Origin of the sequence: Variovorax sp. UMC13, from assembly GCF_014170375.1 — a bacterium.
Classification (GTDB): domain Bacteria; phylum Pseudomonadota; class Gammaproteobacteria; order Burkholderiales; family Burkholderiaceae_C; genus Variovorax.
Map to the genome: position 1 here is coordinate 177,915 of NZ_LZZW01000029.1, position 14,337 is coordinate 192,251.

The 14,337-nt window shown below is 71.2% G+C and carries 18 protein-coding genes; 7 read left to right on the forward strand and 11 right to left on the reverse strand.

The features are described 5' to 3' along the window. Nucleotides 1-30 precede the first annotated feature (30 nt). The 6 genes from A9977_RS23270 (at nucleotide 31) to A9977_RS23295 (ending at nucleotide 4,149) form a co-directional block, all read left to right on the forward strand. On the forward strand, nucleotides 31-1,002 hold the full coding sequence (locus A9977_RS23270; protein ID WP_183027209.1) for a tripartite tricarboxylate transporter substrate binding protein: 972 nt from the start codon (nucleotides 31-33) through the stop codon (nucleotides 1,000-1,002). Between the two features lie 78 nt (nucleotides 1,003-1,080). Next, nucleotides 1,081-1,917, forward strand: a complete 837-nt coding sequence (locus tag A9977_RS23275; RefSeq protein ID WP_183027210.1) for a fumarylacetoacetate hydrolase family protein — start codon at nucleotides 1,081-1,083, stop codon at nucleotides 1,915-1,917. Nucleotides 1,918-1,925: 8 nt separating this feature from the next. Further along, nucleotides 1,926-2,723 (forward strand): SDR family oxidoreductase, encoded by a 798-nt coding sequence (locus A9977_RS23280; protein WP_183027211.1) that lies wholly within the window; start codon nucleotides 1,926-1,928, stop codon nucleotides 2,721-2,723. Between the two features lie 65 nt (nucleotides 2,724-2,788). Then, the gene (locus tag A9977_RS23285; protein ID WP_183027212.1) at nucleotides 2,789-3,154 is read left to right on the forward strand and encodes an H-NS family nucleoid-associated regulatory protein; all 366 of its coding nucleotides are present in this window, start codon (nucleotides 2,789-2,791) and stop codon (nucleotides 3,152-3,154) included. 74 nt (nucleotides 3,155-3,228) lie between these two features. After that, complete coding sequence (locus A9977_RS23290) at nucleotides 3,229-3,717, forward strand: guanylate cyclase (protein ID WP_183027213.1); 489 nt, start codon at nucleotides 3,229-3,231, stop codon at nucleotides 3,715-3,717. A 48-nt stretch (nucleotides 3,718-3,765) separates the two neighbouring features. Then, a complete protein-coding gene (locus tag A9977_RS23295) occupies nucleotides 3,766-4,149 on the forward strand; it encodes a response regulator (RefSeq protein ID WP_183027214.1) in 384 nt (127 codons plus the stop codon). Nucleotides 4,150-4,156: 7 nt separating this feature from the next. Here the strand turns inward: A9977_RS23295 and A9977_RS23300 are convergent, their stop codons facing one another. The 11 genes from A9977_RS23300 to A9977_RS23350 all read right to left on the reverse strand — a co-directional run bounded on the left by A9977_RS23300 (nucleotide 4,157) and on the right by A9977_RS23350 (nucleotide 12,657). Further along, nucleotides 4,157-4,753, reverse strand: a complete 597-nt coding sequence (locus tag A9977_RS23300; protein ID WP_183027215.1) for a flavin reductase family protein — start codon at nucleotides 4,751-4,753, stop codon at nucleotides 4,157-4,159. A 117-nt stretch (nucleotides 4,754-4,870) separates the two neighbouring features. Next, entirely contained in the window at nucleotides 4,871-5,140 is a 270-nt protein-coding gene (locus A9977_RS23305) for a hypothetical protein (RefSeq protein ID WP_183027216.1), read from the reverse strand. A gap of 146 nt (nucleotides 5,141-5,286) precedes the next feature. After that, nucleotides 5,287-6,555: a cytochrome c gene (locus A9977_RS23310; RefSeq protein WP_183027217.1), complete on the reverse strand. Its 1,269-nt coding sequence runs from the start codon at nucleotides 6,553-6,555 to the stop codon at nucleotides 5,287-5,289. Nucleotides 6,556-6,565: 10 nt separating this feature from the next. Beyond that, entirely contained in the window at nucleotides 6,566-7,303 is a 738-nt protein-coding gene (locus A9977_RS23315) for a c-type cytochrome (protein WP_259652108.1), read from the reverse strand. A 132-nt stretch (nucleotides 7,304-7,435) separates the two neighbouring features. Beyond that, nucleotides 7,436-8,170 (reverse strand): LrgB family protein, encoded by a 735-nt coding sequence (locus tag A9977_RS23320; protein ID WP_183027218.1) that lies wholly within the window; start codon nucleotides 8,168-8,170, stop codon nucleotides 7,436-7,438. After that, nucleotides 8,167-8,520, reverse strand: a complete 354-nt coding sequence (locus A9977_RS23325; RefSeq protein ID WP_183027219.1) for a CidA/LrgA family protein — start codon at nucleotides 8,518-8,520, stop codon at nucleotides 8,167-8,169. The genes A9977_RS23320 and A9977_RS23325 overlap by 4 nt, the downstream gene beginning before the upstream one ends. Next, on the reverse strand, nucleotides 8,517-9,122 hold the full coding sequence (locus A9977_RS23330; protein WP_183027220.1) for a hypothetical protein: 606 nt from the start codon (nucleotides 9,120-9,122) through the stop codon (nucleotides 8,517-8,519). Before A9977_RS23330 ends, A9977_RS23325 begins: the two co-directional genes overlap by 4 nt. Further along, entirely contained in the window at nucleotides 9,119-9,739 is a 621-nt protein-coding gene (locus A9977_RS23335; RefSeq protein ID WP_183027221.1) for an SCO family protein, read from the reverse strand. The genes A9977_RS23330 and A9977_RS23335 overlap by 4 nt, the downstream gene beginning before the upstream one ends. After that, nucleotides 9,736-10,347, reverse strand: coding sequence for a cytochrome c (locus tag A9977_RS23340; protein ID WP_183027222.1), 612 nt, complete (start codon nucleotides 10,345-10,347; stop codon nucleotides 9,736-9,738). The genes A9977_RS23335 and A9977_RS23340 overlap by 4 nt, the downstream gene beginning before the upstream one ends. Continuing rightward, nucleotides 10,322-11,017: a cbb3-type cytochrome c oxidase subunit II gene (locus A9977_RS23345; protein WP_183027223.1), complete on the reverse strand. Its 696-nt coding sequence runs from the start codon at nucleotides 11,015-11,017 to the stop codon at nucleotides 10,322-10,324. The genes A9977_RS23340 and A9977_RS23345 overlap by 26 nt, the downstream gene beginning before the upstream one ends. An 8-nt stretch (nucleotides 11,018-11,025) precedes the next feature. Then, nucleotides 11,026-12,657 (reverse strand): cbb3-type cytochrome c oxidase subunit I, encoded by a 1,632-nt coding sequence (locus A9977_RS23350; protein ID WP_183027224.1) that lies wholly within the window; start codon nucleotides 12,655-12,657, stop codon nucleotides 11,026-11,028. Nucleotides 12,658-12,904: 247 nt separating this feature from the next. Here A9977_RS23350 and A9977_RS23355 point away from each other — a divergent pair, with 247 nt between their 5' ends. Beyond that, nucleotides 12,905-14,332: a PLP-dependent aminotransferase family protein gene (locus tag A9977_RS23355; RefSeq protein ID WP_183027225.1), complete on the forward strand. Its 1,428-nt coding sequence runs from the start codon at nucleotides 12,905-12,907 to the stop codon at nucleotides 14,330-14,332. Nucleotides 14,333-14,337 lie beyond the last annotated feature (5 nt).

The window sequence follows — 14,337 nt, forward strand, 5'->3', positions numbered from 1 at the left end:
TCCCCACAAGAACCACAGGAGACAAGACCCATGTTGAAGAAGATCCACCGCCGCGCCTGCCTGGCCCTCGCCGGGCTCGCGGGCCTCGTGCTCGCCGGCAGCGCCCTGGCCGCCGACCCCAGCCGCGTCACCATCGTCGTGCCCTATCCGCCGGGCGGCCTGGCCGACATCGTCGCGCGCCTCACCGGCAAGGTGCTGGCGCAGAACATGGGCGTGCCGGTCATCGTCGAGAACAAGCCCGGCGCCAACGGCGTGCTGGGCCTGCAGGCGATCGCCCATGCCACGCCCGACGGCGCCACCATCGGCCTGGTGCCGGCCAGCGTGCTCACCGTCAATCCCTGGCTCTACAAGGACATGAAGGTCGACACGCTCAAGGACGTGCTGCCGCTCACCCTGGCCGTGACGCTGCCCAACGTGCTGGTGGTGAACCGCGACCTGCCGGTGAAGAACCTCGACGACCTGGTGGCCTACCTGAGGAAGACGCCCAACGTGAACTTCGGCTCCATGGGCACGGGCTCGAGCGCGCACCTCAACGGCGAGATGCTCCAGCGCAGCACCGGCGTCACGCTGACCCACGTGCCCTACAAGGGCAGCGGGGCGGTGATGCAGGACCTGATGGGCGGCAACATCCAGATGGCCTTCGAGAACCTGCCGCTGGCGCTGCCGCTGATCCAGTCGGGCAAGCTGCGCGCCATCGGCGTCACCAGCGCGGCCGTGTCGCCACAGGCCCCCGAGATCCCGCCGATCAGCACTGCCGTGCCCGGCATGGTCGACCAGATCTGGTTCGGCTTCATCGCGCCGCGCGGCCTGCCCAAGGACGTGGCGAGCAGATTGCACGACCAGCTGGTGCGCGCGCTGCAGTCCGACGAGGTCGGCGTGCCGATCCGCGAGCGCGGCGCCAACATCACGCCGAGCACGCCCGAAGCCATGCAGAAGGTGATCGTCGACGAGCGCGGCCATTGGCAGAAGCTGATCGCCGAACGCAACATTTCCATCAACTGAAGAAGGCCGCAGCCCGGCACGCGGCGGCCCGGGGCCGCCGCCTCTCGTTTTCTTTTTTCCCACCCCTGAGCATCACCCATGAAATTCGCAAGTTATGAACTCGACGGCCGCGCCAGCTGGGGCGCGGTGGTCGGCGACACCATCGTCCCGCTGGCCACGCCGGCCCTGCCCACGCTCAAGGATGCGATCGCCGCCGATGCCCTGCCGCAGAGCGAAGCCGGCCTCGTGCTGCAGGCCGGCGTGCCGCTTGCGGCCGTGACCTGGCTGCCGGTGATTCCCGAGCCCGGCAAGATCTTCTGCATCGGCGTCAACTACGAGGAGCACCGCGTCGAGATGAAGCGCGAGCGCGTCGGCCACCCGACGGTGTTCATGCGCGTGGCCGATTCGCAGATCGGCCACGGCCAGCCCATGCTGCGGCCGCCCGAATCGGAACAGCTCGATTACGAAGGCGAGATCGCGATCGTGATCGGCCGCGGCGGACGCCGCATCGCCGAGGCCGATGCCTGGACCCACATCGCGGGCTACGCGCCCTACAACGACGGCTCGGTCCGCGCCTGGCAGCGCCACACCACGCAGTGGACGCCGGGCAAGAATTTCAGCGGCACCGGCGGTTTCGGCCCCTGGATGGTCACGCGCGGCGAGATCGCCGACGGCGAGGTGCTGACGCTGCAGACGCGCCTCAACGGCAAGGTCATGCAGCACGCCACCACCGACATGCTGCTGTTCGACATCCCCTCGCAGATCGCCTACATCTCGAGCTTCACCACGCTGCGGCCCGGCGACGTGATCGTCACCGGCACGCCGGGCGGCGTGGGCGCGCGCCACGAGCCGCCGATCTGGATGAAGCCCGGCGACCGCATCGAGGTCGAGGTCTCGAAGGTGGGCACGCTGGTCAACCTGGTCGCGCAGGAATAGGCCGGGCGATGGATCTGGGCATCCAGGGCCGCTGGGCGTTGGTCTGCGGCGGCAGCCAGGGCCTGGGGCTGGCCTGCGCGGGCGCGCTGGCGCGCGAGGGCGTGCACGTGCTGCTGGTGGCGCGCGGCGCCGAGGCCCTGGCCGCGGCGGCCGCGGCACTGGCGCAAGACCCGCGGCTGCCGACCGACACCTGCGTCCAGACCTTCGCCGCCGACATCGGCACCGAGGCGGGCCGCGAGGCCTTGCGGGCGGTGCGCGGCGAGGTCGACATCCTGGTCAACAACGGCGGCGGGCCGCCGCCCGGCGACTTCCGGGCCTGGTCCCGCGACGACTGGATCGGCGCGCTCGAGGCCAACATGCTGGCGCCGATCGCGCTGATGCGTGCCTACGTCGACGGCATGGTGGCGCGGGGCTTCGGGCGCATCGTCAACATCACCTCCAGCGCGGTCAAGGCGCCGATCGAGGTGCTGGGCCTGTCCAACGGCGCACGCAGCGGGCTCACGGGTTTCGTGGGCGGGCTGGCGCGCTCGAGCGAACTGGCGGCGGCCAACGTGACGGTCAACAACCTGCTGCCGGGCCTGTTCGACACCGCTCGCATGGCCCGGCTCGCGCACGCGGCGGCCGAGCGGTCCGGGCAGTCGGTCGCGCAGTACACGCAGGACAAGCACGCCACCATTCCCGCGCGCCGCGCCGGCCGGCCCGAGGAGTTTGGCGCCGCCTGCGCCTTCCTCTGCGGCGCGCAGGCCGGCTATCTCACGGGCCAGAACATCCTGCTCGACGGGGGCGCCTTCCGAGGGACGCTTTGACGGGAAAAACGGGGCAAACCGGTGGCGTATGCTCCGCCTTCTTCTGTGTCAAGGTTGATCTCGCAATGGCAAAAACATTCGTTCAAGTGCAAAGACAAATCGAGCAGCTGCAAAAGCAGGCTGATCAGCTGCGAAAGAAGGAAGCTGACGGCGTGCGCGCCCGGATCCAGGAAGCGATCAGCGTGTACGGCTTCAGCGCGGACGATTTTGATTTTTCAGGCGAACCCCGACGCGCGAAGGCGGCCAGGAAGACCGTCGGCAAGCAAGGGGCCAAGGTCGCTGCGAAGACCCGGGTGAAGGCCAAGGCGTCGCCGGCGGCCGCCAAATACAAGGACGACGAGGGCCACACCTGGGGTGGCCGCGGCCCGCGCCCCGCCTGGTTCAAGGCGGCGCTGGAAGCCGGCAAGACGCCGGAAGAACTCAGCGCCTGAACGTCGGGGCGGGCTGGGCTCCGGTCGGGCAGTTGGCCTGCACGGGGTGAGCGCTCGCGCTGCTACATTGCCGCATGGTTTACGCCGATCCCGACCCCGATCCTGATGACGCCGCCGTCGATGCCTTGATGGCCGTGGCAGCGAGCGATGGCGTGCGCGCATTGCTGGTCCGTCTCAACGAACGGGTCGCGCATCGTTACACCGCGATCTACCGCCTGAACGGCGAGATGCTTCGATGCGTGCACCTGATCGACAAGACCGGTGCCGTCCAGCCCGGCTTCCTGGCCGAGGTGTCGCTGCAGGACAGCTTCTGCCAGTTCGTCTTTCGCGACGGCGTCTTCCAGACCGAGAACTCGGCCTTCGACCACCGGCTCGACGGCCATCCCTACCAGGGCGTCGTGGTGTCGTACCACGCGATTCCGGTGGTGACCGAGGGCAGCACCCTGTTCGGCACGCTGTGCCATCTCGACACCGTGCCCTGCGACCTGCCGGACCGGGAGCTCGAGATCCTGCGGGGCGTGGCGGCTGGCCTGCCGGCTTTCCTGGAGCGTCCCGCCGCGTGAGCGGTACACGCCTGAAGGCCGCGTCCTGCGCGGCGTCCCAAGCCGGCCATGACACTCAAGATCTTTCTTGTCGAGGACAACCAGACCATCCGGGACAACCTCGTCCCGACGTTGGAGGATCTGGCCCACGCCGAGGTCGTGGGCATCGCCGAGGGTGAGCACGACGCCAACACTTGGCTCGCACGCCATCCGGATGCCTGGCAACTGGCCGTGGTCGACCTGTTCCTCAAAGAGGGTTCGGGCCTGGGCGTGCTGCGCCAGCTGCAGAACCGCGCGCCCGGTCAGCATGCGGTGGTGCTGACCAACTACCCGACCCCGAGCATCCGCCACCGCAGCCTGGCGCTCGGCGCCGATGCGGTGTTCGACAAGTCGACCGAGCTCGACGCCTTCTTCGCCTTCTGCCTGCAGCCGCAGGCGCATGCGGCGCGCTGAGCCGCTGCTAAGGCGCCGCGGGCACCGTCAGCGTCTCCCCGATCGCCAGGAAATGCCCGCCTGCGATGTAGTGCAGGCTGCGCAAGGCCGGGTCGGCCGTCTCGAAATGCCAGTGGCCGTCGCGGAACACCCGCGTGTCGGACCAGGCGGCCACCACCTCGCCGATGAACAGGTCGTAGGCCTGCTGGTTGTGCGGCTCCGCGACCAGCCGGCATTGCAGCCAGGCCGCGCAACCGTCGACGAAAGGCAGGTCGCTGCCGGGCATGCGGAACAGCTGCACGCCCGAGCGATCGAGCTTGTCGGCCTCCTCGTGCAGGCTGCGCGTGCCCAGCGTGTGGGTCAGCGTCAGCTGCGCGACGGTCGGCACCTGGATCACGAAAGTGCCGCTGCCCTCGACCAGTTCACGGGTCTTGGTCGCCTTGTCCAACACGACGGTGAGCTTGGGCGGTGCGAAGTCCAGCGCGCAGGCCCAGGCCGCGGCCATCACGTTGTCCACACCGCCGTGGCGGGCCGACACCAGCACCGTCGGGCCGTGGTTGAGCAGGCGGTAGGCTTTGTCGAGGGGGACGGGAGCGATGGGCGCGGTGGGGCTGTGGGGATTCATGGCGGGCGTTGTCTGCGTGGTTCGTCCACGTGGATACGAATGATGCCCGGCTTGCGTGGGCACTTGGCGTGCCGCGTTGCATGGCCCTTCGGCGCCATGCGGTCCGCAACGTTCAGTTCAGGCTCGCGAGAGCTGCCACAGCGCGATGCCGGCCGCGATGGCGGGCACGGCGAACACCAGCAGCAGGATCGGAGACTCCTCGCGCACGCTGTAGCCCGCCTGGGTGACGCCCACCCACATGTTGACGGCCGCGATCAGCAGCCAGACCGGCAGGAAGGCCTTGGCACCCATCGCCATTCCCGCGGCGCTCGCGCCCCAGAGCCAGCCGAACAGGATGAACAGGCCCAGCAGCACCACGCCGCCTCCGATGACCATCAGCACATGCATGTGGGAGTCCTCGTCGATCGATGAACGCTCGAGTCTACGGCGTGACTGCGCGCTGGATCGTGCGCGCGCGATGGGGGCCGGGACCCGGCTCATCCCTGAAGTAGGGACGGCGAGCCCTGTTGGAAGGATTCGGGCCGTCCTTTGGCTCAGCGCCGCATCGCGTCCCGCTGCGACACCGCCGGCGCATCGTTGCCCCAACTGCCGCGCACATAGGTCAGCACGGCCGCAATGTCGTTGTCGTCGAGCACGTGGCCGAAGGGCGGCATGCCGTAGGGCCGCGGGTTGCCGGCCGTGGCGGGCAGGAAGCCGCCGTGGCGCACCACCTGGATCAGGTTGGCGGGGGTGTCCATGTTCACCGCGCGGCTGCCGGCCAGCGGCGGGTAGGCGCCGGCCGCGCCCTGGCCTGCGTCGCCGTGGCAGTAGGCGCAGCGCTGGTCGTAAATGCGCGCGCCGCGTTCCATCGTGCCGACGTCGCGCCGCTGTGGCGCGGGTGCCGGCGCGGTGGCGTCGGGCAACTTCTGCAGATAGAGCGCCATGGCCGTGAGGTCGGCCTCGCTCAGGTGCTGGGTGCTGCGAAAGACCACGTCGGCCATCGGGCCCATCACCGAGCCGCCGGGCGCGGTGCCGTTCTTCAGCAGCGCCACCACGTGGCGCGTCTCCCAGTCGGCCACCGAAGCCTCGCGCTTGGAGGTGAGCGAGGGCGCATACCAGTTCTCGATCGGGATCAGGCCCCCCGACAGGCCGCGTTTTTCTTCGGTGGCGCCCAGCACGTTGCGCGTGCCGTGGCAGGCGATGCAGTGGCCCAGGCCTTCGACCAGGTAGGCGCCGCGGTTCCACTCGGCCGGCTGGGCCGGGTCGGGCACGAAGGGCGCGGGCGTGAAGGAGAGCGCGCGCCACACGGCCAGCGCGGCCTGCGTGTCGTAGGGGAAGCGCAGCCGGTGCGCCGCGTTCGGCGTGGCCGAGGCCGGCACGCTGCGCAGGTAGGCGTAGAGCGCGTCGGAATCCTCGCGCGTGATGCGCGTGAAGCTCGGGTAGGGGAAGGCCGGGTAGAGCAGGCGGCCGTCCTTGGAGCGGCCGTTGTGCATCGCGCGCCAGAAGTGCGCCGGGCTCCAGTTGCCGATGCCCTGGTGGGCGTCGGGCGTGAGGTTGCTGGCGTAGACGGTGCCGAAGGGCGTCTCGATGCCCAGGCCGCCCGCGTAGGGCTGGCCGCCGCGCACCGTGTGGCAGCCGGCGCAGTTGCCGGCCAGCGCGAGGTAGCGGCCGCGGTCGACCTGCGCCGGCGTGGCCTCGAAGGTGCTGCCGGCCTCGGTGGGCAGCGCGTCTTCGCCGCGCAGGTTGAGTGCGACCAGCGCCGCGGTGCCGAGCACCAGCAGCACGACCAGGCCGGCGAGGAGGTAGAGGAAGCGTTTCAACATGGTCGCGCCCTCACTTCACCGAAACCGGCATGGCGCTGCAAGGCATGGGCAGCGGGCCGGGCAGCGCGGCCACGGCCTTGGCGCGGTCGGGCACGGGCTGCAGCGCGAGCCAGGCCGCGACGGCGTTGATGTCGGCGGTGTCCAGCTTGCGGCCGACCTGGGCCATGCAGTCGGGCGCGAGCGCGTGGCGGTCGTCGGTGAGCCAGGCGCCGAGTTGCGAGGACAGGTAGAGCCGCGGCAGGCCGACCAGCGCCGGGATGCCGGGCTGCACGCCGGTGAGCGCCGCGCCGTGGCACTGGGTGCAGGCGGGGATGCCGCGCGCCGCGTCGCCTTGCAGCGCCAGCGTCTTGCCGCGCGCCAGCGTCTCGGCCGAGGCGTCGCTGACGGGCGAGACCGCGGGGTAGGGCAGGTCGAGCCCGGCGAAGTAGGCGGCCATCTCGCGCAGGTAGTCGTCCGACAGGTGCTGCACCAGGTGGACCATGTCGGAGTTGAAGCGCCGGCCGTCGCGGAAGCTCACCAATTGATTGAACAGGTAGCCCTCGGGCTTGCCGGCCAGCCGCGGGAAGAAGGCCGCGTTGTTGCTCGCGCCTTCGCGGCCATGGCAGGCGATGCAGGCGGCCACGCGCTGCGCGATGGTGTCGGGGACGGTGCGCGGTGCCGCCGCGGGTTCGGCCGCCGGGGCCAGCGTGGGGAGGACGCAGAGTGCGAGCAGGGCCAGCAGGCGGCGGGAGGAGTGCAGCAGCTTCAAATCGGGGCGCTTGTCGTCGTGATCGTGGGCCCGCACGCACTCGGGCGCGCGCGGGGACAGGGCCGATTGTCGGCGCTGGGTTCGGGGCCGAACAGCATCAGTTGCGGTCGCTTCGACCCTAGCAGTTGGGGCCTACAGCCAGCCGATGCACTGGAAACACACGACCGCCAGCGGCATCAGCAGCGCGGTCGCGATGCCGTTGAGCCCCATGGCCAGCGCGGCGAAGGCGCCGGTGCCCGGGTGCTCCTGCAGCTCGCGCGCCATGCCGATCGCATGGGCCGCGAGCCCGATCGCGAAGCCGCGCGCGGCCGGGTCGTGCACGCGCAGCAGGTCGAGCAGCGGGCGCGAGACGACCGTGCCGGCGACGCCCGTGAGCGCCACCGCCACCGCGGCCAGCGCCGGCAGCCCGCCGAAGCGTTCGGCCACCGGCATCGCGATCGGCATGGTGGCCGACTTGGGCGCCAGCGACATCAGCGTCTCGCGCGTGCCGCCCAGCGCCCAGGCCACGCCCACGGCCGAAGCGATGGCCGTGAGGGTGCCGATCGCCAAGGCGATGCACAGGGGCCGCCAGATGGCCTTGAGCCGGGCCCGGTGCCCGAACAGCGGCACCGCGAGCGCCACCGTGGCCGGGCCGACCAGCAGGGTCAGCAGCTGCGTGCCCTGCGCATAGACCGGGTAGGGCGTGCCGCTGAGCCACAGCGCGCCGATCACCAGCGCGACCGCGGTGAACACAGGGAGCAGCAGAGGGTGGCCGCCGCTGCGGCGGTAGAGCCATTGCGCGACCAGGTAGGCCGCCAGCGTCAGGCCGATCCAGGGCAGCGGCGAAGCGGCGAGCCGGGCCCAGTCCTGGGGCGAGGTGGCGCTCATGCGTCGTCTGCCGGTCGGCGCCGCAGCAGCCATTGCAGCACCAGCGCGGTCACGGCCAGCGTGACGATCGCGCCCACCACGCAGGCCGCGAGAAAGGGCCGCCACTCGCGTGCCACGCGCTCGAAGTGCAGCATCACGCCGGCCACCGCGGGCACGAACAGCAGCATCATGTGCTGCAGCAGCGAGCCGGCGGTGCGCTCCAGCGCGGCCGGCACGTAGCCCATCACTGCCAACGCGGCGCAGAGCAGCAGCATGCCGACCAGTGCGCCGGGCAGCGGCAGGCCGAAGCCTGCGACCAGCATCTCGCCCAGCAGCTGCAGCCCGATCAGGGTCGCGAGGGCCTGGATCATGGCGTGGCCGCCGCGGCCGAGGCGTCGTCGTCCTGCGCGAACACGCGCGACACGAAGGCCAGCTGCGCCAGCCACGCGACCAGGCCGGCCGCGGCCCAGCACACCAGCGCGCGACCGGCCGCGGGCTGCTGATCGACCAGGTACACGGCGCACAGCTGCAGCGGCGCCTCCTGGTAGAGCAGGCCCGCGGCCAGCATCATCCAGAAGCCGTTGAGCACGAAGAAGGCCTGCAGCACCGTGCCCGCGCGCGGCCACGAGGCGGCGGCCCAGGCGCCTGCGGCCACCAGGCTCGTGACCTTGGCCAGCGCGATGCCCTCGTGCAGCACCGCCTGGTCCAGCGCGGCCGGCAGCATCCAGAAGCCGGTGGTGCACAGCGCGGCCAACAGGCCCGGCAGGCCGTGCGCGTTCCAGGCGGCGAAACCCGGCGAGCGCGCCGCGCCGCTGCACCGCGGCAGCGCGCAGCCCAGCAGGAACAGGGCCGGCAGCTCGAGCCCCATGTGCCGCGCCATCGTGTGCTCCAGCCAGGGATGGGCGGGCGCGAGCGCGGCGATCGCCAGCGCCGGGGCGCAGGCGATCAGCGTGCGACGCGTGGCGGGTGTCATGGTGTGCGCAACTGTGCGGCCAGCGCGAGGTCGGGCCGGTCGACGTCGTAGGCCTGGGCGAGCCGGCCCCGGCCGTCGATCACGAACAGCGCCGCGTTGTGCGCGTAGCCGCCCAGGCCATCGGGCAGCACCACCACGCCGAACAGCGACAGCATGCGCGCCAGCTGGGCCGGATCGGCGACCGTGGCGAAGCGCCACAGCGCGGGGTCGGCGTCGAGCCGCCGCGCATGTGCCGCCAGCACCGCGGGCGTGTCGTTGGCGGGGTCGAAGCTCAGCGTGAGCAGGCGCATCTGCCCTGCGAGTCCGCGCGCCCGGATCTCCGACTGCAGCCAGGACTGGCCCGAGGCGCTGGTCAGGCACACGGTCTGGCAGCGCAGGTACTGCAGCGTCACGAAGGTGATCGGGGCGTTGGGGGCCGCGTAGTCGCTCAGTTGCAGGCCGCGGCCCGCGCCGTCGACCAGGGCGAGGCCGGGCAGCGCGCGCGGCGCCTGTTCGATGTCGGCGCGCCGCACGCCGTCGGAAGTCACGGCCGCGAAGCCGCGCGTCACGCCGGCGAAGGCGATGAGCGCCAGCGCCGCGACGGCCAGCGTGGCGAGCGTCGTGCGCGCGGCGCTCATGGCGTGGCGTCCGCCTTGGCCAGGAAGTCCTGCAGTTGCTTCACGCCGTTCCATGGTTCGGTGCGGCTGGCCGACGCCGCGCGCGCGGCCTGCACCGCGTCGGCCGTGACCGGCAGGCTGTCGTTGCCCCATTCGCTGCGCACGAAGCTCAGCACGGCCGCGAGTTCGGCGTCGTTCATCTGCTCGCCGAAGGCCGGCATGGCGCCGTTGTAGGTGGTGCCCGCGACCTCGATCGGGCCGTTCAGGCCGTGCAGCAGGATCTGCACTGGCAGCGCGGGCGCTTCCTTGACCCAGGAGGCGCCCGCCAGCGGCGGGAACACGCCGGGCAGGCCCTGGCCATTGGCCTGGTGGCAGGCCTGGCACTTGGCGACGAAGAGCTGGCGGCCATCGACCGCGCCGCCCGGCGCCGCGGCCGCGCCCTGCGCTAGCGTGGCCGGCTGGCGCTGGTCGCCCAGGCCGGCCAGGCCGTCGGGCCGCGCCATCACGATGTAGGCCAGCGCCCAGGCGATCAGCGCGCCGACCAGGGCCAGCACCACGTGCGGCACCGGGTTGTACTGCTCGTGCGGATCGTCGTGTTCGCTCTTACGGTTTTGCGGCGGCGGGGGCATCGGTCTTCTGTGCTTCGGTGGAGGGATCGGGCGCACCGGTGGCGCGTCCTGGTGGCAGCAGGCGGATCACCGCCTCGGCCTGGGCCGGCGTGAGCACCGGGTACTCGCGCTTCAGGCTCTGCAGGTAGGCCACGAGGTCGAGCGCCTCGGGCTTCGCCACCACGATCTCGCTGAGCGACACCGTGCCCGGCGGCAGCGTGACCACGCGTTCGCCCTTGGCCACGGTCTGCTCGTTCTTGATCTCGAACAGGAAGCGGTAGGCCGGCATGTTGCTGCCGGCCACATAGGCGCGCGGCTGGAACAGGTGGCCCAGGTGCCAGTCGGCGCTGGGCTGGCGCACGCCGATGTTGAACAGGTCGGGCCCGGTGCGCATGGTGCCCAGCAGCGGCGGCGCGTCGTAGTGGTAGTCGCCGGCCACCGAGGCACGGCCCCAGCCGCGGCGCGCGTCGGCGATGCCGGCGCCGGTGGTGCTGGGCTGCTGCGTGTGGCAGGCGATGCAGCCGTTGGCCATGTAGACCGCGCGGCCGCGCAGCTCCTGGCTGGTGTAGGGCTTCAGGGCCGGCGGCGCCGGGTCGTCCTTGAGCTGCAGGAAGGGCACCACGATCATGGCCGCGGTGGCGAGGGACAGCGTGACCATGGCCCCGCTGACGAGCTTGAGTTCGTTTTCCATCAGGGGCCTCAGGCGGTGGTGGCGGACGAGGCAAGGCGTTCGGCCGGGGCGAACACGCCCGAGCGCGCGGAGATCAGCAGCACGTGCCAGGCGAAGACCAGGTGGCCCAGCGTCATCAGCGCGCCGCCGATCGAGCGGCCCTGCAGCCAGGGCAGCGTGACCGCCACCGCGTCCATGAAAGGCCGCGCGGGGTCGAGCAGGATCAGGCCCTGCAGCAGGCCGCCGATGCTCAGCGTCACCATGTAGACGGTGAAGCCCGCGACCACCAGCCAGAAGTGCAGGCCGATCAGCGCCGGCTGCGGCCAGCGCACGTCGAGGATGCGCGGCAGCGCGAAGTAGACGCCGCCGAAGATCACCATCGAGACGAAGCCGTACATGCCCAGGTGGGCGTGGGCCACGGTGAAGTGGGTGAAGTGCGTGACCGCGTTGAAGGAGCGCAGCGCCTGGAACGAGCCCTGCAGCGAGGCGCAGGTGTACATCACGGCGCCGAAGACGATGAAGCGCAGCACATGCGAATGCCGCAGCGCGCCGAAGTGGCCCTTGAGCGTGAGGTGCTGGTTGACCGAGAACGCGACCACCGGGATCACCATCATCACGCTCTGCACGATCGACAGCGTGATCAGCCATTCGGGGATCGGCCCGCCGATCAGGTGGTGCGCGCCGACCTGGCCGTAGAAGAAGGCCAGCGTCCAGAAGCCCAGCAGCGAGAGGTTGTACGAACGCACCGGCCGGCCGATCACCTTGGGCAGGAAGTAGTAGACGCAGGCCAGCGACAGCGGCGTGTAGAACAGGCCCAGCACGTTGTGGCCGAACCACCAGTTCATGGTCGCCTGCTCGACGCCGAAGTGCACGCCGGGCACCTTGGCCACGATGTAGAGCGTGGGGAACCAGAACAGCGCCGCACCCATGTACCAGACCGACACGTAGAGGTGCTGCACCTGGCGGCGCTGCAGCATGAGCGCCATCGGCAGGCCGATCAGCATGCCGCCGAGCGCGAACAGCGCGCCGATCTGCCAGGGAATCTCCAGCCATTCCATGCCGGCGTTGATGCCCACCGCCAGCCCGCCCAGGCCCGCGACCAGGCCGGCGTTCCACAGCAGCGTGCCCACGATCACCAGCCGGCCGCCCTGCAACTGCGTCTTGAGCAGCCGCGGCAGCATCCAGATCGCCAGGCCCAGCAGGCCCATCGGCGCCCAGCCGTAGGCCACGGCGTTGAGGTGCAGCGTGCGCAGCCGGCCGAAGCCGAGCCAGGCCTGATCGGTCAGCAGGTCGGGCCAGTGCAGTTTCAGCGAGCTCAGCAGGCCGGCCGCCGAGGCCACCACCAGCCAGACCGTGGCGCAGGCGATCAGCATGAAGGCCGGGAAGGAGCTCGAGCGGTCGGCCGCCTCGCGCGCGGCCAGCTCGGTGGGCGCCGGGCCGGCCACCTCGCCGGCGTGCGCCGCGACCACGCGCGTGAGCGCATGGTGCTGGTCGGCGCTGGCCGAGGGCTCTTCGGGCCGGCCGATCTCGCCGGGCGAGAAGATGGTGCGCGCGCCGCTGGCCTCGGCGTCGAACAGGCCCTTGCGCAGCGACCAGATGAAGCCGAACAGGCCGACGATGGAAAGAAGGAAGGTGGCCAGCAGCAGGGCGGTGGGGTTCATGGGCACTCGTGGGGCAGCGTCGCCCCGTTCGCTGCGAAGGCGGCGGGCGGTGGCGAAGACGGAAGCCGATGCTAGGTCGAACGCATCAGTTGGAGAATCACCAGTTGACGTGTGAAAAACCGGATCAGAAGGAACGCGTGCGAGAGGAATACACTGGCGGCACCGAGTCGGCGCAGTTGCCTCAGCTGGCCGAATCATCCCAGAAAATACGGATCAGGCTTGCCGCCTGCTCCTTCCGGAGCCCTCCATGAAGCGCTACGAGGCCCTGGCGGCCGATGTCGAGGAATCGATACGCAGCGGCGTGCTGCAACCCGGCGACCGCGTGCCCTCGGTGCGCCACACCACCGCCAGCCGCGGCGTGAGCGCCTCGACGGTGTTCCAGGCCTACTACCTGCTCGAGGCGCGCGGCCTGATCCGGGCGCGCGAGCGCTCGGGCTACTACGTGGCCGCCGCCGGCGCCAAGGGCCGCCGCGTGCCGCCCGAGCCCGACCTGAGCTCGCAGCCGGCCGACGCCTCGATCGCGGTCGACGTGAGCGACCGCGTGTTCGAGATCCTCGAGGCCAGCAAGACGCGCGACGTGGTGCCCTTCGGCTCGGCATTCCTGAGCCCGCTGCTGTTCCCGCTGGCACGGCTGGGCCAGGCGCTGGCTTCGAGCGCGAAGACGCTCGACCCCTGGAGCACGGTCGACGACCTCACGCCCGGCAACGCCGCGCTGCGCCGCCAGATCGCGCTGCGCTACCTGGCCGACGGCCTCCACGTGCACCCCGATGAGATCGTGGTCACCAACGGCGCGCTGGAGGCGCTCAACCTGTGCCTGGCGGCGGTCACGCGGCCCGGCGATTCGGTGATCGTCGAGTCGCCCACCTTCTATGCGGCGCTCCAGGCGCTGGAGCGCATGGGCCTGCAGGCCATCGAGGTGCCCACGCATCCGCGCGAGGGCATCGACCTGGCGGCGCTGGCGCGCGCGATCGAGCGCCACAAGCCGCGCGCCTGCTGGCTCATGACCACCTTCCAGAATCCGCTGGGCAGCCTGATGCCCGAGGCCAAGAAGAAGGCGCTGGTGGCGCTGCTCGCCGAGCACGAGATCCCGCTGATCGAGGACGACGTCTACGCCGAGCTCTACTTCGGCGACAAGCGCCCGCTGCCGGCCAAGGCCTTCGACACGCAGGGGCTGGTGATGCACTGCGGCTCGTTCTCCAAGTGCCTGGCGCCGGGCTACCGCATCGGCTGGGCCGCGCCCGGGCGCCACGCCAAGGCCGTGGGCCGGCTCAAGCTCACGACCACGCTGGGCGCCTCGGCGCCCGCGCAGGCCGCGCTCGCGACCTACCTCGAACACGGTGGCTTCGACAAGCACCTGCGCAAGCTGCGCCAGACCCTGGCCGGGCAGCAGGCGCCGCTGGCGGAGGCGGTGGCGCGGCACTTCCCGGCCGGCACCCGCGCCACGCGGCCGGCCGGCGGCTACTTCCTCTGGGTCGAGCTGCCCGAGGGCGTCGACGCGATCGAGATCCACCGCCGCGCGCTGGCGCTGGGCATCAGCGTGGCGCCCGGCCCGATCTTCTCGGCCAGCCGGGCCTTTGCGAACTGCCTGCGGCTCAACTACGGCCACGCCTGGGATGCGCGCGCCGAGGAGGCGGTGGTCACGCTGGGCCGGCTGGTGGCGGCCTCGCTAAAGTGAGCGCC

What these genes read in the sequence shown, in the direction of transcription:
- A9977_RS23270 (WP_183027209.1), top strand. Translation starts at nt 31, where the DNA reads ATGTTGAAGAAGATCCACCGCCGCGCCTGCCTGGCCCTCGCCGGGCTC.
- A9977_RS23275 (WP_183027210.1), top strand. Translation starts at nt 1,081, where the DNA reads ATGAAATTCGCAAGTTATGAACTCGACGGCCGCGCCAGCTGGGGCGCG.
- A9977_RS23280 (WP_183027211.1), top strand. Translation starts at nt 1,926, where the DNA reads ATGGATCTGGGCATCCAGGGCCGCTGGGCGTTGGTCTGCGGCGGCAGC.
- A9977_RS23285 (WP_183027212.1), top strand. Translation starts at nt 2,789, where the DNA reads ATGGCAAAAACATTCGTTCAAGTGCAAAGACAAATCGAGCAGCTGCAA.
- A9977_RS23290 (WP_183027213.1), top strand. Translation starts at nt 3,229, where the DNA reads ATGGTTTACGCCGATCCCGACCCCGATCCTGATGACGCCGCCGTCGAT.
- A9977_RS23295 (WP_183027214.1), top strand. Translation starts at nt 3,766, where the DNA reads ATGACACTCAAGATCTTTCTTGTCGAGGACAACCAGACCATCCGGGAC.
- A9977_RS23300 (WP_183027215.1), bottom strand. Translation starts at nt 4,753, where the DNA reads ATGAATCCCCACAGCCCCACCGCGCCCATCGCTCCCGTCCCCCTCGAC.
- A9977_RS23305 (WP_183027216.1), bottom strand. Translation starts at nt 5,140, where the DNA reads ATGCATGTGCTGATGGTCATCGGAGGCGGCGTGGTGCTGCTGGGCCTG.
- A9977_RS23310 (WP_183027217.1), bottom strand. Translation starts at nt 6,555, where the DNA reads ATGTTGAAACGCTTCCTCTACCTCCTCGCCGGCCTGGTCGTGCTGCTG.
- A9977_RS23320 (WP_183027218.1), bottom strand. Translation starts at nt 8,170, where the DNA reads ATGAGCGCCACCTCGCCCCAGGACTGGGCCCGGCTCGCCGCTTCGCCG.
- A9977_RS23325 (WP_183027219.1), bottom strand. Translation starts at nt 8,520, where the DNA reads ATGATCCAGGCCCTCGCGACCCTGATCGGGCTGCAGCTGCTGGGCGAG.
- A9977_RS23330 (WP_183027220.1), bottom strand. Translation starts at nt 9,122, where the DNA reads ATGACACCCGCCACGCGTCGCACGCTGATCGCCTGCGCCCCGGCGCTG.
- A9977_RS23335 (WP_183027221.1), bottom strand. Translation starts at nt 9,739, where the DNA reads ATGAGCGCCGCGCGCACGACGCTCGCCACGCTGGCCGTCGCGGCGCTG.
- A9977_RS23340 (WP_183027222.1), bottom strand. Translation starts at nt 10,347, where the DNA reads ATGCCCCCGCCGCCGCAAAACCGTAAGAGCGAACACGACGATCCGCAC.
- A9977_RS23345 (WP_183027223.1), bottom strand. Translation starts at nt 11,017, where the DNA reads ATGGAAAACGAACTCAAGCTCGTCAGCGGGGCCATGGTCACGCTGTCC.
- A9977_RS23350 (WP_183027224.1), bottom strand. Translation starts at nt 12,657, where the DNA reads ATGAACCCCACCGCCCTGCTGCTGGCCACCTTCCTTCTTTCCATCGTC.
- A9977_RS23355 (WP_183027225.1), top strand. Translation starts at nt 12,905, where the DNA reads ATGAAGCGCTACGAGGCCCTGGCGGCCGATGTCGAGGAATCGATACGC.